This window comes from Segatella copri DSM 18205 (assembly GCF_025151535.1).
In the GTDB taxonomy this organism is placed as follows: Bacteria; Bacteroidota; Bacteroidia; order Bacteroidales; family Bacteroidaceae; genus Prevotella; species Prevotella copri.
This window is the reverse complement of the sequence record NZ_CP102288.1, coordinates 416244-431435: the sequence shown is the minus strand read 5'-3', so window position 1 is coordinate 431435 and position 15192 is coordinate 416244. Positions and strand designations below refer to the sequence as shown.

Below are 15192 nucleotides of genomic sequence, written 5' to 3'. Positions count from 1 at the left end.
AGCAGTCCTCCTATTATTAATATTGATATTTTTCAAGTAACTCGAGCGCACGCAGAATCTCAGCCACATTCATGGCGAAAGAGATGGCACCACGACCTGCGAAAGGAGGGTTTCCATCGAAGAGTTCGCTGATGGTACCGAGACAGTGGGAAGACATTTCGTTCTCATAACCTACCATCTGGCGTTCGATAAAGCTCAAACGGGTACGCTTATAGAGTTTCAGACTTGCCTCCATATAGAAGCCACCGAGCCAAGGCCATGCCGTACCCTGATGGTAAGCATAGTCGCGCTGGGTCTGCGGACCTACATAAACAGGATTATATCCACCACTCTTTGGCGAGAGTGAACGCAATCCCTTAGGAGTAAGGAGTTCGCGTGTACAGATATCAAGGACCTGCTTCTTCTGGTCTTGCGACAATGGAGAATAGTCGAAAGCCACTGCAAATATCATGTTCGGGCGAACGCTCCAGTCCATCATATTTCCATCAACATAATCGTAGAGATAGCCATATTCATTGAGGAAGGTATCGAGGAATGCCTGCTTGGTCTGATCAGCCTGAGCCAGGAGTTTCTGCTGGCTGTCTTCTTCGCCAACTATTCCAGCGAGAGAAGCACAGAAGCACAAAGCGTTATACCACAAAGCATTAAACTCTACGATATATCCGGTACGTGGAACCACTGGTCTGCCGTTGGCAGTAGAGTTCATCCAGGTAACAGCCTTGTCCTTACCATCGGTATAGAGCAATCCGTTCTCTTCGAGCTTCAGGTTCGGATGCTTGTTATTCTGGATAAAGTTGATAACATCCTTGATAAACTGTCCATACTTCTTGAAGCATTCTTCCTTGCTGGTTTCCTTGGCATACTGCTGCAAAGCCCAGATAGCCCACAATGGCACGTCAGGCTGCTCTATCTCAGCAATATGAACGCTGACCGGCTTGCCTTCCATAAACTCGTAGTATCCCTTCATGGCAGTCTTCATCACCAGTTCGAAGTAGTCATCTTCCTCGATAGAGAGGGTGAGACCCGGAAGAGCGATGAATGTATCGCGGGCTCTGCACTTGAACCAAGGGTAACCTGCCAGGATGTAACGGTCATCGTTCTTTTCACGACGATGGAACTGATGAGCTGCATTGACCAGACAGTGGAAGAAATTGTCACGAGGCGAACGCTCATCCACTTCCTTGTCGAAGAGCTTCTTCAGGCTGACCGCCTTGATTTCTGATGTAGAAGCAGCAAAGACGATGGTTTCGCCTTTCTTGATATCCATTTCAAAATAGCCAGGAACATAGAGGTCTTCGTTAGAAGCATAACCTCTCTCCTGCTCCTTTGGATATTCCACGCCTCGATACCAATCTGGACAGAATTTAAACTCGTTCTTCTTGGAGAACTGCATGTAGAGATCAGGATAACCTGCATACATACAGGTCTTGATGCCATGATCTACCTCAGCATAATCACGAGATGCGGTAGCATTCTCATGAGTAAACTGACGGACACTGCGGAAAGCCAGAAAAGGACGGAAACGAAGGGTTGTAGCCGAATGACCGTCTACCAGCGTATAGCGAATCAGAATGCGATTCTCATAATGCTGGAATACAACTTCCTTTTTCAGGATAACACCACCTACGCGATAAAGGGTAGTTGGCACTTTATCACAATCAAACTCACGAATGTACTTGTGACCCATCGGACTGTAGTTGTTGCCCTGGTACTTGTGCAAGCCGAGGTTAAACTCTGCTCCATGCTGAATCACCGTAACATCCAGCGAACTCAAGAGCACATGATTCTCATCGTCCAGTTCAGGAACCGGCACGACAAGTAATCCGTGATACTTGCGGGTATTACAGTCTACAATCGTAGAGCACGAATATGCACCCGATCGATTTGTCCTCAACAACTCCTTAGGCAACGACTCTTGAAGATTCGTCATAAGGGCCTTTTCGAATTTTAGATAACTCATAGATCTACATTAAGGTTCTAAATTTTTGTTGACTAAATTAATTGCTTTCAAAGGTAACACTTTTTTGTGGTATAACAAAGTTTTTTGTATGCCATTTTTAGAAAAAATTGCCTTTTTATGTTTTAAAACATATTTTTAGACAAAAATGCTTGATTATTTCGAGAAAAAGCATTACTTTTGCACTCAGTTTTCAGTTTAAAAGATTTGTACACATGGCAGCTAGAGAAAAATACGATAAAGAAAATATAGCAATGCTGATTGCTAAGCTATGGGGAGGCATCACTGATGACCAGTTCGATTTACTGAAAGAACATCTGGAAATCAAGAAGTATAAGAAGAACGAAATCATCTACAAGAACGAGGGCACTCCTGAATGTGCACTATGTCTCATAGCGGGAAAAGTGAAGATATACAAAGAAGGTATCGGTGGCAAGAGCCAGATTATCCGTGTTATCAAACCGATTGAATTTTTTGGTTTCAGAGCCTATTTTGCGGATGAGATATACAAGACGGCAGCCATGTCGCTGGAAAACTGCGTCGTTGCCCAGTTCCCGCTGGCTGTTCTCATGAAACTGATCTCCAAGAGTTTCAACATCGGCTTCTTCTTTATCAAATATCTCAGTGTGGAAATAGGTAAATCGGACGACCGTACCGTGAACCTCACCCAGAAACATATCCGTGCCCGACTTGCCGAGGGACTGATATTTCTGAAAGACTCTTACGGGTTAGAAAAAGACGGAAAAACTCTTGACATCCGATTGAGTCGTGAAGATCTGGCAAATCTCTGTAATATGACAACGAGCAATGCCATCCGTACGCTCTCAGCCTTTACGGCAGAAGGACTCATCAATACTGAAGGAAGGAAAATCAAAATCTTACAGGAAGAAGAAATCATAAAAATAGCAGAACTCGGATAAAGTTCTGCTATTTTTTATTTATATGTTTTACATTATACGTTTTTCTTGATACATTTCCCTTATTACGGGCATACTGGTCATACGGGTATCAGGAAGTTGATAACCTCCTGAATTACAGTAATCTGGAATGGGCCTACCGGTGTATTCATCAATCTGCCATCAATACCTATCAGGGCATGCTGGGCATCGAGCACCTCTACCTCTCGGGTACGGTAAGGATGCACACTTTTATGGTTGAGGAACTTACCTTTCACAAAAAGATAGATTCCCTCGAAGAGCTGGGTTGTCTTAGGATGAGATACCACCGACACATCGAGCAGTCCGTTATATGGCACAGCATTCGGAGTCTGTCCATATCCTGTTCCATTGCCTATACACATCGTCATCACTCTACGCTTGATAACATCCGAATTGATTTTCACATGCATCTTATAGTCCAGACGCTGCAATATCATCAGGATGAAGGAACAGAGAAACGACAGGGTACGTGAACCGAAGATATGATGGGTTTTTCGTCTCAGGTTCATAATGGCAGCGATGAATCCGATATTGATACAGTTGAGGAAATAGCGACGGCATTTCTCCCCCTTCTTGTTCACATAGCGGATACAACCGAGGTCAATCTTTCTGATACGACGTTTTTTCAGCGACGCCACCGTCTTCTCGATATCGCTGTCGCTGAATCCCCAGAAGTGGGCAAAGTCGTTCATCAGTCCGTTAGGAATAACACCCAGTGCCACCTCTTCTCTTTCTTTCGGATCTATCTGCATCAGACAGTTTACGGCATCATTGAGCGCAGAATCTCCACCAACGATGACAATGGTCTTATAGCCATTGTTGATAAACATTCTGATGAGCCTTTCTACGCTCTTCTGATTCTCGCTCTGCACAAAGTCGTAATCCACGCCCTGCTGCTTGAGCACCTTCTCTATTTTTTCCCAGCGCTTGTTACTTCGCCAGCCTCCTCTAGGGCAATAAAGCAGCCCCCATTTATTCTCGTTTACCATTGTCTCTTCTTTGTAATTTGAAAGTTGTAGAAATATTACTTCCGCCTAGCCACCGTTGCATCCGATTCCATCGGATGCCAGCCCTAGCCAGATTCCAGGCCGCAGCCTAGCTCCTCATCAGCTCCAAAACCGTCTCCACCTTTTTCTCCAATGGCTGCAATGCATCTACCCAATGGATAGTAAAGCCTCTGCGCTCCATACCTCTGAACCACGTCATCTGCCTTTTGGCAAACTGATGGATTGCTAGTTCCAGACCACGATACATCTCATCGTATGAAGTCTTACCAATCAAATATTCTGTAATAAACTTATATTCCAAACCATAATAGATGAGATTTTCGGCAGGAATACCACGATCTAGCAGTCCCTTGATTTCATCTACCATTCCCTCATTCAATCGCTGTTTCAGTCTCCGTGAAATTTTCTCCCTTCTTGCGTCCCGGTCTATGCTGACACCGATAATCAGCGAATCAACCGCAGGGAGTTTACGTTCGGGCATCGGATGCTCCAGATTATAGCTTTCAATCTCTATCGCCCGGATAGCTCGCTGTGCTGTATCCACGTCTGTGCGATTGTGCATATTAGAACCCGTTTTCGCCTTCAGCTCTTTCAGTATCAGCGTAAGTTCCTCTAAACTCTTATGAGCCAATGACTCACGGAGTTCCGGGTTCTGCGGAACAGGTGAGAGATGATAACCTTTCAGCACCGACTCAATATAGAGTCCTGTACCTCCACATAATATCGGAAATGCCCCTCTCTTCTGAATATCCTGATAGGCATCATAAAAATCCTGCTGATATTCAAAGAGATTATATTTCGTACCAGGCTCACAGATGTCAATGAGGTGATAAGGTATCTGCTTGCCATGGATGGTATAGTCAGCCAGATCCTTACCCGTACCTATATCCATGCCGCGATATACCTGTCGGCTGTCAGCACTAATGATTTCAGCGCCCTTGGCAGGGGTACCCGACAAATGGGCACCCAGGCTATTGATCCTGGCTGCAAGAGCGGCAGCAAGACTCGTCTTACCACTCGCCGTAGGTCCCAATATGGTTATCATCGAATATTTCATGCCGCAAAGTTAAATGAAATTATTGAGAAAACAAAATAAAATGAAAAGAAATTCTCACTTATAAAAACAAAAAGCCGTCCAGCATTGAAAAAATGCTGGACGGCCATATACTTAATCGTTAAGAGACAACGAATTAACCGTTGTGCTTCTTCATGATCTTGATCAACTCAACAACCTTGTGTGAGTAACCAATCTCGTTGTCATACCAAGAAACAACCTTAACGAAGTTGTCTGTCAAGTAAACACCTGCGTTAGCGTCGAAGATAGATGTCAAAGCGCAACCCAAGAAGTCAGAAGAAACAACAGCATCCTCTGTGTAACCGAGTACACCCTTCAACTCACCCTCAGAAGCAGCCTTCATAGCAGCGCAGATAGCCTCCTTAGAAGCAGCCTTCTTCAAGTTAACTGTCAAGTCAACAACAGATACGTCCAAAGTAGGAACACGCATAGAGATACCTGTCAACTTACCGTTCAACTCAGGGATAACCTTACCTACAGCCTTAGCAGCACCTGTAGAAGAAGGGATGATGTTGCCAGCAGCTGCACGGCCACCACGCCAGTCCTTCATAGATGGACCGTCAACAGTCTTCTGTGTAGCAGTTGTAGAGTGAACAGTTGTCATCAAACCTGTCTCGATACCGAAGTTATCGTTCAATACCTTAGCAATAGGAGCCAAGCAGTTTGTTGTACAAGAAGCGTTAGAAACGATCTTCTGACCGTTGTACTTGTCTGTGTTAACACCGCAAACGAACATATCAGCCTGGTTACCGTTAGCGTCAGCCTTAGAAGGAGCAGAAAGTACTACATACTTAGCACCAGCCTTCAAGTGCTTCTCAGCCTTATCGTAAGCGAGGAAGAGACCTGTAGACTCAACTACGTACTCAGCACCAACCTCATCCCACTTCAAGTTCTCAGGATCACGCTCAGCAGTAACACGGATGTGGTTACCGTTAACGATCAACTCGCTCTTCTCAACGTCAGCCTCGATAGTACCGTCGAAATGACCGTGCATTGTATCATACTTCAACATGTAAGCCATGTAATCAACAGGGCACAAATCATTGATAGCTACTACCTGTACTTCCTTTGCGTTCTCAGCCTCAACTGTAGAACGGAATACGAAACGACCGATACGGCCAAATCCGTTAATACCAATCTTAATCATTGTTCTTAATATTTAAATTAAAAGTTTAATAAAAATTACTTTTTTAACTGCTTTCGAGCGTTCATCCGATGCTGAAACATTCAAAATTTTACGCCTTAGAGCATTTTTTCTTCTTTTCGAGCGCAAAGTTACTAATTTTTTTCTAACTTTGCAACCAGAATGAGTATTAAATAAGTTAAAAAAGAATAGTAGAGCTTTAATATTGGCATTATTTTCACTCTTTACATGCCATACTGACAACTCCATATTGCAAAAAGCAAAGGAAAAACTCAGCATTCTATACCTTATTATATATATAAGAAAAGAGAAAAAGAAAAACAATCAAACTATAGTTATAATTAAAAAGATAAAAGTATGAGTAAATTTTTGAATGAATTCAAGGAATTCGCCATGCGTGGCAATGTGCTCGACATGGCTGTCGGTGTTATCATCGGTGGTGCCTTTGGCAAAATCGTAAGCTCTGTTGTTGATGACGTCATCATGCCTCCTATAGGATGGCTGATTGGCGGCGTGAATTTCGCCGACCTCAAATTCACCCTCCCTACCGTCAATGTAGGAGGTGAGGAACTGAAGGCGGCTACCATCAACTATGGTAACTTCCTCCAGACCTGTTTCGACTTCCTCATCGTTGCCTTCTGTATCTTCATGCTCATCAAGGTGGTGAACAAGATTTCCAAGAAGAAGGAAGAGGAAAAACCGGCAGAAGCTCCTAAGGATCCGGAGCCAAGCAATGAAGAAAAACTCCTCATGGAAATACGTGATCTCCTGAAGAACCAGAAATAAGAATAAAAAAAGTCGCCCTCTTTGAAGGCGACTTTTTTATTCTGTTTATTCCCACTCAATTGTCGAAGGTGGTTTTGAAGAGATGTCATAACATACACGGTTTACACCCTTCACCTTATTAATAATCTCATTACTTACCTTAGCCATGAAATCATAAGGAAGATGTGCCCAGTCAGCAGTCATCGCATCAGTACTGGTTACAGCACGCAAGGCAACCGGGTGCTCGTATGTACGCTCATCACCCATCACACCTACTGAACGGACAGTAGAAAGCAATACTGTACCAGCCTGCCAGATCTGATCGTAGAGAGAAACCTCGATCTCGCCATTCTGCATGTCAGCAGGAACACCGGCAGCCAGGACGCGACGAGCTTCCTCACCACTCAACTTCACCTTATACTCACGCAAGCCACGGATATAGATATCGTCAGCATCCTGAAGGATACGTACCTTCTCAGGAGTGATATCGCCCAAGATACGGACAGCCAAACCAGGACCTGGGAATGGGTGACGAGTAATCAGGTGCTCTGGCATACCCATAGAGCGACCTACACGGCGAACCTCATCCTTGAACAGCCACTTCAAAGGCTCACACAACTGAAGGTTCATCTCCTTAGGAAGACCACCTACGTTGTGATGACTCTTGATCACCTTACCGGTGATATTCAAGCTCTCGATACGGTCAGGATAGATGGTACCCTGAGCCAACCACTTGGCACCAGTCTGCTTTTTAGCCTCAGCATTGAAAACCTCCACGAAGTCGCGACCGATAATCTTACGCTTCTTCTCAGGGTCAGTAACACCAGCCAGGTCAGCAAAGAACTTCTCTGATGCATCCACGCCGATTACATTCAAGCCCAAACACTTGTAGTCTTCCATCACGTCACGGAACTCGTTCTTGCGGAGCATACCGTGGTCAACGAAGATACAAGTAAGGTTCTTGCCGATAGCCTTGTTCAGGAGAACGGCAGCCACACTGGAGTCAACACCGCCAGAAAGACCGAGGATAACCTTATCGTCGCCCAACTGTTCCTTCAACTCAGCAACTGTTGTCTCAACAAAAGAGTCAGCACTCCAGTCCTGCTTACTTCCGCAGATATCCACCACGAAGTTCTTCAAGAGCTGTGTACCCTGCAAAGAGTGGAACACCTCTGGGTGGAACTGTACTGCCCATACAGGCTGTTTGGTAGAAGCATAAGCAGCATACTTCACATTAGCAGTAGAAGCGATGCACTTGTAATCATCAGGGATAGCAGTGATGGTATCACCATGGCTCATCCAAACCTGAGAGTTCTCGATGAATCCCTTGAACAAAGGATTCTCCTGATCGAAATGCTCCAAGTTGGCACGACCATACTCACGGCTGTCAGCAGCCTCCACCTTACCGCCCTGGGCGTAAGAGAGGAACTGAGCACCGTAGCAGATGCCGAGTACAGGAATACGGCCAATAAACTGGCTCAGATCTACCTTGAAAGCTTCCGGATCATGAACGGAATAAGGGCTACCGCTCAAGATGACACCAATGACAGATGGGTCATCCTTTGGAAACTTGTTGTAAGGCATGATCTCGCAGAAGGTATCGAGTTCACGGACACGACGGCCGATGAGCTGTGTGGTCTGTGAACCGAAATCCAAAATAATAATCTTCTGTTGCATAATATCTAATTTTAATTTACAGTTTACAATTTATAGTTTATAGTAATCTTGCTATACGGCATAGCCGCTATTAACTATAAACTATTAACTAACGATTTCAGGAATGCTTCCGCCTCTTTCAGCGTCTCCTGCTTTCCCACATCCATCAGCTTGAGGTCGTTCTTTACATATCCCTCTATGCGCACCTTGTCGCAATGTTTCAGATAGAAATCCATGATTGGGAACTTGTCCGGTTCCTCCTCCATCAATGGGAAGAGTAATGGGGCTACCATGTGGATGCCCGAGAAAGCATACATCTTATAATCTTTAGGATTGAGATCTGGATAAGGACTCTTTACCTCGCCCGTCTCAATATTCGTCCAACCTACCAATCGCATGCTGTCATCGAAGAGAAGATAGCGCTTGGTCTTGCGTTCGCTCACCATCAGTCGGGCTGCTATCATGTCCTGACTCTCCATCTGGTAGAACTTCTTCAGATCCACATTACTCAGAATATCCACGTTGTGGATGAGAATAGGCTCTGTCTGGTTGAAGAGCGGCCATGCCTTCCGGATACCTCCACCCGTTTCGAGCAGCTTTTCGCTCTCATCACTGATACGGATGTCCATACCGAAGTTATCATTCTCTCTGAGATAATCGATGATTTGATTGGAGAAATGATGCACGTTCACTACAATGCGAGTGAAACCGGCATCCTTCAACTGAAAGATGACACGTTTGAGCAAAGGTTCTCCACCGACACTTACCAATGCCTTCGGAATACGGTCGGTAAGTGGCTTAAGGCGAGTGCCCAAACCTGCTGCGAATATCATTGCTTGCATCATTGCTGTATAGCTATATTTTAATGTGCGTGCAAATTTACTAACTTTTTGCGAGATAGCCAAATTTGCACGCCATTTATTCTTATTTTGCAGGCAAAACCTCCTCTATCTGTTGTTCACGATGACAGATTTGCACTTCCACACCAAACTTCCGGTGAATATGTTCGGCAAGATGCTGCGCAGAATAGACACTGCGATGCTGACCGCCTGTACATCCGAAACAGAACATCAGAGAGGTGAAACCACGCTGTATGTAGCGGTTTACATGATGGTCGGCAAGTGCATAGACATGATCCAGGAACTTCAATATCTCACCATCATCCTCCAGGAATCGGATAACAGGCTCATCCAGACCCGTCAACTCCTTATAAGGCTCGTATCTGCCAGGGTTATGGGTACTTCTGCAGTCGAAGACATAACCTCCACCATTGCCCGACGGATCCTCTGGAATGCCCTTACGGAAAGAAAAACTATACACTCTTACCACCAGCGGTCCCTTACCATCATATTTAGAATAGGTGGCAGGTCCGTCCTGCGGATGCGCACGATAGATATTGTTGTCGGTAGTCTTATAGCCGTCTGCACGACTCAGCGCCACACTCTCTATCACCTTGAACTGTGGCAATTCGGTCAGTCTTCTCAACATATCCATCATATAAGGATAAGGGAACACCTTGTCACCCATCTTCAGAAGATCTCGCAGATTCTGGATAGCTGGCGGAATACTGTCGATGAAATGCTTCTTGCGTTCGAAATAGCCGCGGAATCCGTAGGCGCCCAAAACCTGCAAGGTACGGAAGAGCACAAAAAGACTCAACCGGTTTACAAAATGGCGCACCGATGGTACCTCGGTATAATGCTTCAATGACTGGTAGTATTCCCAAACCAGTTCTCTGCGCAGTTTGAACGGATACTTAGCAGATGCCTGCCAGAGGAATGAGGCGAGATCATAATAGAACGGTCCTTTCCTACCACCTTGAAAATCAATAAAGTATGGATTTCCCTTATCATCCAGCATGATGTTGCGCGCCTGAAAATCGCGATAAAGGAAACAATCCATCGGTTCTGATGTCAGATCCTTGGCAAAAAGCCGGAAGTTGGCTTCGAGCTTCAGTTCGTGAAAATCCAAATCGGTAGGCTTCAGGAAACAATACTTGAAGTAGTTGAGGTCGAAGAGTACACTGTCCACATCGAATTCTGGCTGCGGATAGCAGTTCTGCCAATCCAATCCTCTTGCACCGCGAATCTGGATATTCGGAAGTTCACAAATGGTTTTCTTAAGGAGTTCCTTCTCTTTCTGATTGTAACGTCCGCCCGCATCTCGTCCGCCCTTGATGGCATCGAAAAGCGAAGTACCACCAAGGTCTGTCTGAAGATAGCAGAGTTCATCATCGCTCACCGCCAGAATCTGGGGAACAGGCAACTGTCTGAGCTGGAAATGCTGAGCCAGATATACAAAGGCATGATCCTCATCACGACTGGTTCCTATCACACCAATTACCGTATCACCATCATGCCCAATGATACGGAAATACTGCCGGTTACTCCCCTGCCCTGCCAATTTTATGACATCAGCCGGTTCTTCACCCGCCCATTTCTTATATAGATCAATCAGCTTTTCCATCATTATTCAGTTTACGTCGTTTCCGATCATCATCAATCTTCTGTGCGAAGTTATCTCCGATAAAGAGAAGCAATAAGATACCCAGCGTAGTAAGGAACGAGTTTGTAGTAGTCATTCCCAACTCTGCCTTTGTAATATAAATGAGTCCTCCGATAACAATCAGAAAGACCACTGCTTTTTTCCAATCAATATTGTTCATGCTATGAATTTTCTATTATGCTGCAAAATTACACAATTAAATTGAGAAAACAAAATAAAAACAAAAAAAAATCGGATGTCTCACGACAACCGATTTCCAAAAACAAACTACTTAAAAACTAATCTACTAAAACAAATCAAAAAAATATCTTTGCCATCCCTTCGGATGATACTTTCTTTTATTTACGATGCAAAGTTACAAAAAAAGATTATTCGAACCAAATAATTTTGCTATTTTTTGCATCTTTATGACTAAAAAAACAAAAAAATAGGGATAATTCGCTGAGAATCACCCCTATTTGATATTTTCGCTTTGCAAACTCGCAGTCTTACGATGTGCTTTGTTTGCTCAAATTATTCATCTAATTACATCATGCCACCCATACCAGGTGCTGCAGCTGGTGCAGCTGGCGCAGGCTCTGGTTTGTCAACCAACACACACTCTGTTGTCAGGAACAAGCCTGCAATAGAAGCAGCATTCTCCAAAGCTACACGCTCTACCTTGGCAGGATCTACGATACCAGCCTGACGCATATCTTCGTAAACGTCCTTGCGAGCATTGTAACCGAAGTCACCCTCGCCCTCGCGTACCTTATTTACTACTACAGAACCCTCGCCACCGGCATTGGCAACAATCTGACGGAGAGGCTCCTCAATAGCACGCTCTACGATACGGATACCTGTTGTCTCGTCAGCGTTATCACCCTTCATATCCTTCAATGCCTCGAGAGCACGGATATAAGTAGTTCCACCACCAGCAACGATACCTTCCTCGATAGCAGCACGGGTAGCGCAGAGTGCATCGTCAACACGATCCTTCTTCTCCTTCATCTCAACCTCAGAGTTGGCACCTACATAAAGGACAGCTACACCACCGGCGAGCTTAGCCAGACGCTCCTGAAGTTTCTCCTTATCATATGAAGACTTGGTATTCTCAATTTCGTTCTTGATCTGAGCTACGCGATCCTGGATATTAGCCTTCTCGCCATGACCATTAACGATAGTTGTATTGTCCTTGTTGACGGTAACCTTGTCTGCTGAACCCAGCATATCCAAAGTTGCCTGCTCCAACTTCAAGCCCTTCTCCTCAGAGATAACAACACCGCCTGTCAATACTGCGATATCCTCCAACATGGCCTTGCGACGGTCACCGAAGCCTGGAGCCTTCACAGCGCAAATCTTCAAACCGCCACGCAAACGGTTAACTACCAAAGTAGTCAAAGCCTCAGAATCAACATCCTCAGCGATAACCAACAAAGGACGACCACTCTCAGCAGCAGGCTGGAGAATTGGCAAGAACTCCTTCAAGTTAGAAATCTTCTTATCATAAAGAAGGATGTATGGGTTATCCATTACACACTCCATCTTGTCGGCATCAGTCATGAAGTAACCGCTCAAATAACCACGGTCAAACTGCATACCCTCAACAACACCGATGTTGGTATCACGGCTCTTGCTCTCCTCGATAGTGATGACACCATCCTTAGAAACCTTGCGCATAGCGTCAGCCAAGAGCTTACCAATCTCTGCATCGTTGTTGGCAGAAACTGTAGCCACCTGCTCAATCTTATCGTAGTTGTCGTCTACCTGCTCAGCATGTTCCTTAATGAAGGCAACAACAGCAGCAACAGCCTTGTCGATACCACGCTTCAAGTCCATTGGGTTTGCACCTGCAGTAACGTTCTTCAAGCCCTCTGTTACGATAGCCTGAGTCAGGATAGTAGCAGTTGTTGTACCGTCACCGGCATCATCACCAGTCTTGCTGGCAACGCTCTTAACAAGCTGAGCACCAGTATTTTCGAATTTATTCTCCAACTCTACTTCCTTAGCCACGGTAACACCATCCTTAGTAATCTGAGGAGCACCAAACTTCTTTTCGATTACCACGTTGCGGCCCTTAGGACCGAGAGTTACCTTTACTGCATTTGCCAACTGATCAACACCCTTCTTCAAGAGGTCGCGGGCATCCATATTATATTTAATATCTTTAGCCATTTTCTTTTATCTTTTTAATGTTGAATGTTAAATGTTGAATATTGAGTTAAAACAAAGCAATTGAATCCTTCACTCTTCGTTCTTCACTCTTCACTTATTCTTACTCTTCTACTACAGCGAGTACATCGCTCTGACGCATCATGATATATTTAGTACCATCGAATTCGAGTTCTGTGCCAGCGTACTTACCATAGAGTACGGTATCACCTTCTTTGAGAATCATCTCTTCGTCTTTCGTACCCTTACCTGTAGCAACGACCTTACCACGCTGTGGTTTCTCTTTTGCTGTATCAGGGATAATAATTCCACCTACTTTTTCTTCAGCTGGTGCAGGAAGTACCAGCACTCTGTCTGCTAATGGTTTAATGTTCATGATTCTATAATATTTTAATTGTTATACATTTATTTTGCCAACAGGTATTGCTACCCGTCACTCCGCCAGTATACGAAAAACGTGCCAAAGCATCCATACTGACACTTTGACACGTTTAAATACTGACAATATATCACAAAAACTTGTGTTTTATTTCATTTTCCATTGATAATCGAATCTTTCAATATCCTCCTCAACCAGCGGATTACCATTCTGTACTTCGATGAAAGTCAGCTGTGTAATCGCCTTGATGGCATGATAATGCTCCAGAGGAATCACCACGGTATCACCAGCCTTCACATGTTTCTCCTCACCATCAAGTACAAAGATGCCATCACCTTCTACGAATGTCCACACCTCTGAACGATGGTGATGAAGCTGATAACTGATATTCTTACCTGGCTTCAAGGTAATACTCTTGGTGAGCGAATGATTGCCGTCAGCATACTCAGAATCGTCAATCACCCGATAAGTACCCCACCTTCTTTCCTCATACATCGGACGCGGAGTAAGATGTTCTACCGCCTTCTTGATGTCCTCGGAATATTTCTTTGCACAGACGAAGATGCCATCAGGACTCGCTGCAACAACAGCATCCTTCAAGCCATCCACATACAGAGGCAACTGGAGCTCGTTGATGACATGCGTATTCTCGCAATGACTTCCCATCACCGCATTACCGATGCTGGCATGATGCAGCTCATCAGTGAGTGTGTTCCAGGTACCCAGGTCCTTCCATTCACCATTAAACGGTACTACAGCTACCGATTCAGCCTTCTCCGCCACCTCGTAGTCGAAAGAGATTTTTGGAAATTCGCTATATCTTGCACGAGTATCTTCAAAGTTCCCACTCTGCATATACTTACGTACAATCTGCATCATATAGCCCAAACGGAAAGCGAAGACACCACCATTCCAGTAAGCACCCTCCTCCAGGAGTTTCTCTGCTGTAGGCACATCCGGTTTCTCGGTAAATCTCTTCACCATCTGATACTTCTCTCCTTCAGCAAAAGGAACCACATAACCATATTTTGCACTTGGATAAGTAGGTTTGATACCCATCAGCACGAGGTCGGCGACGTTTTTCTCCACACATTCCACCATACGGGCTATGGTATGGAAATATTCCAACTCGGTATAAGGATCACAAGGCATAATAACCACAACCTCATCATCCTCACATTTTTTCTTCAGTTTCAGGTAACTTGCAGCTAAAGCGATAGCAGGGAAAGTATCACGCCTCTCCGGTTCGGTAACCACAGAAACCCGCTCTCCCAGCTGGTTCTGGATGATATCCAGCTGGCTGGCGTTTGTAGCAAGCGTAATATCGTTAGTCAGATTTGCTTCCTGAGCCTGACGTACCACGCGCTGAACCATACTTTCCATCTCCCCATTCTCCTTTTCGAGCAATGGCAAGAACTGTTTGCTTCTAGCATTATTGCTAAGTGGCCAGAGCCTTTTACCCGAGCCACCCGATAATAAAATTAATTGCATATTATTACTATCTAAATCGTTTATTGTTCATACTTAAGATTTCACAAATGAACAGTGAGAGACTGCATCACATCAGGAGTTTACTCCCAGTACCAACAGGTCTCAAAGAAGAATCATCCGTGAT

At 44.7% G+C, this 15192-nt stretch carries 12 protein-coding genes and 2 pseudogenes; 2 read left to right on the top strand and 12 right to left on the bottom strand.

Annotation, left to right across the window (positions count from 1 at the left end; genetic code table 11):
* Positions 1 to 16: 16 nt before the first annotated feature.
* Positions 17 to 1960 (bottom strand): glycogen debranching enzyme N-terminal domain-containing protein, encoded by a 1944-nt coding sequence (locus tag NQ544_RS01750; RefSeq protein WP_006846300.1) that lies wholly within the window; start codon positions 1958 to 1960, stop codon positions 17 to 19.
* Positions 1961 to 2172: 212 nt separating this feature from the next.
* On the opposite strand from NQ544_RS01750, the gene NQ544_RS01745 reads away from it, so the two are divergent.
* Positions 2173 to 2877 (top strand): Crp/Fnr family transcriptional regulator, encoded by a 705-nt coding sequence (locus tag NQ544_RS01745; RefSeq protein ID WP_006846299.1) that lies wholly within the window; start codon positions 2173 to 2175, stop codon positions 2875 to 2877.
* Positions 2878 to 2954: 77 nt separating this feature from the next.
* Here NQ544_RS01745 and NQ544_RS01740 read toward each other — a convergent pair whose 3' ends face one another.
* The 3 genes from NQ544_RS01740 to gap all read right to left on the bottom strand — a co-directional run bounded on the left by NQ544_RS01740 (position 2955) and on the right by gap (position 6124).
* Positions 2955 to 3884 carry a diacylglycerol/lipid kinase family protein gene (locus NQ544_RS01740; RefSeq protein WP_006846298.1) on the bottom strand — a complete coding sequence of 310 codons (930 nt, stop codon included), beginning with the start codon at positions 3882 to 3884 and terminating at the stop codon, positions 2955 to 2957.
* A 106-nt stretch (positions 3885 to 3990) separates the two neighbouring features.
* On the bottom strand, positions 3991 to 4947 hold the full coding sequence (gene miaA, locus NQ544_RS01735) for a tRNA (adenosine(37)-N6)-dimethylallyltransferase MiaA (protein WP_228023609.1): 957 nt from the start codon (positions 4945 to 4947) through the stop codon (positions 3991 to 3993).
* Between the two features lie 145 nt (positions 4948 to 5092).
* A complete protein-coding gene (gap, locus tag NQ544_RS01730) occupies positions 5093 to 6124 on the bottom strand; it encodes a type I glyceraldehyde-3-phosphate dehydrogenase (RefSeq protein WP_006846296.1) in 1032 nt (343 codons plus the stop codon).
* A 354-nt stretch (positions 6125 to 6478) separates the two neighbouring features.
* On the opposite strand from gap, the gene mscL reads away from it, so the two are divergent.
* On the top strand, positions 6479 to 6907 hold the full coding sequence (gene mscL / locus NQ544_RS01725) for a large-conductance mechanosensitive channel protein MscL (RefSeq protein ID WP_006846294.1): 429 nt from the start codon (positions 6479 to 6481) through the stop codon (positions 6905 to 6907).
* Between the two features lie 45 nt (positions 6908 to 6952).
* Here mscL and NQ544_RS14050 read toward each other — a convergent pair.
* The 8 genes and pseudogenes from NQ544_RS14050 to NQ544_RS01690 form a co-directional block, all read right to left on the bottom strand.
* Positions 6953 to 7219, bottom strand: a pseudogene (locus tag NQ544_RS14050) (GMP synthase (glutamine-hydrolyzing)); the annotation flags it as partial.
* Between the two features lie 98 nt (positions 7220 to 7317).
* A pseudogene (guaA, locus tag NQ544_RS01720) lies at positions 7318 to 8563 on the bottom strand (glutamine-hydrolyzing GMP synthase); the annotation flags it as partial.
* A 74-nt stretch (positions 8564 to 8637) separates the two neighbouring features.
* Positions 8638 to 9387, bottom strand: coding sequence for a nucleotidyltransferase family protein (locus tag NQ544_RS01715; RefSeq protein WP_006846292.1), 750 nt, complete (start codon positions 9385 to 9387; stop codon positions 8638 to 8640).
* Between the two features lie 79 nt (positions 9388 to 9466).
* Complete coding sequence (locus NQ544_RS01710; protein ID WP_040552670.1) at positions 9467 to 11008, bottom strand: RapZ C-terminal domain-containing protein; 1542 nt, start codon at positions 11006 to 11008, stop codon at positions 9467 to 9469.
* Positions 10992 to 11207: a hypothetical protein gene (locus NQ544_RS01705; RefSeq protein ID WP_006846290.1), complete on the bottom strand. Its 216-nt coding sequence runs from the start codon at positions 11205 to 11207 to the stop codon at positions 10992 to 10994. Before NQ544_RS01705 ends, NQ544_RS01710 begins: the two co-directional genes overlap by 17 nt.
* A 365-nt stretch (positions 11208 to 11572) precedes the next feature.
* A complete protein-coding gene (gene groL / locus NQ544_RS01700; RefSeq protein ID WP_006846289.1) occupies positions 11573 to 13201 on the bottom strand; it encodes a chaperonin GroEL in 1629 nt (542 codons plus the stop codon).
* Between the two features lie 100 nt (positions 13202 to 13301).
* Entirely contained in the window at positions 13302 to 13574 is a 273-nt protein-coding gene (locus tag NQ544_RS01695; protein ID WP_006846288.1) for a co-chaperone GroES, read from the bottom strand.
* A gap of 150 nt (positions 13575 to 13724) precedes the next feature.
* Positions 13725 to 15068 (bottom strand): sugar phosphate nucleotidyltransferase, encoded by a 1344-nt coding sequence (locus tag NQ544_RS01690; RefSeq protein WP_153134065.1) that lies wholly within the window; start codon positions 15066 to 15068, stop codon positions 13725 to 13727.
* Positions 15069 to 15192 lie beyond the last annotated feature (124 nt).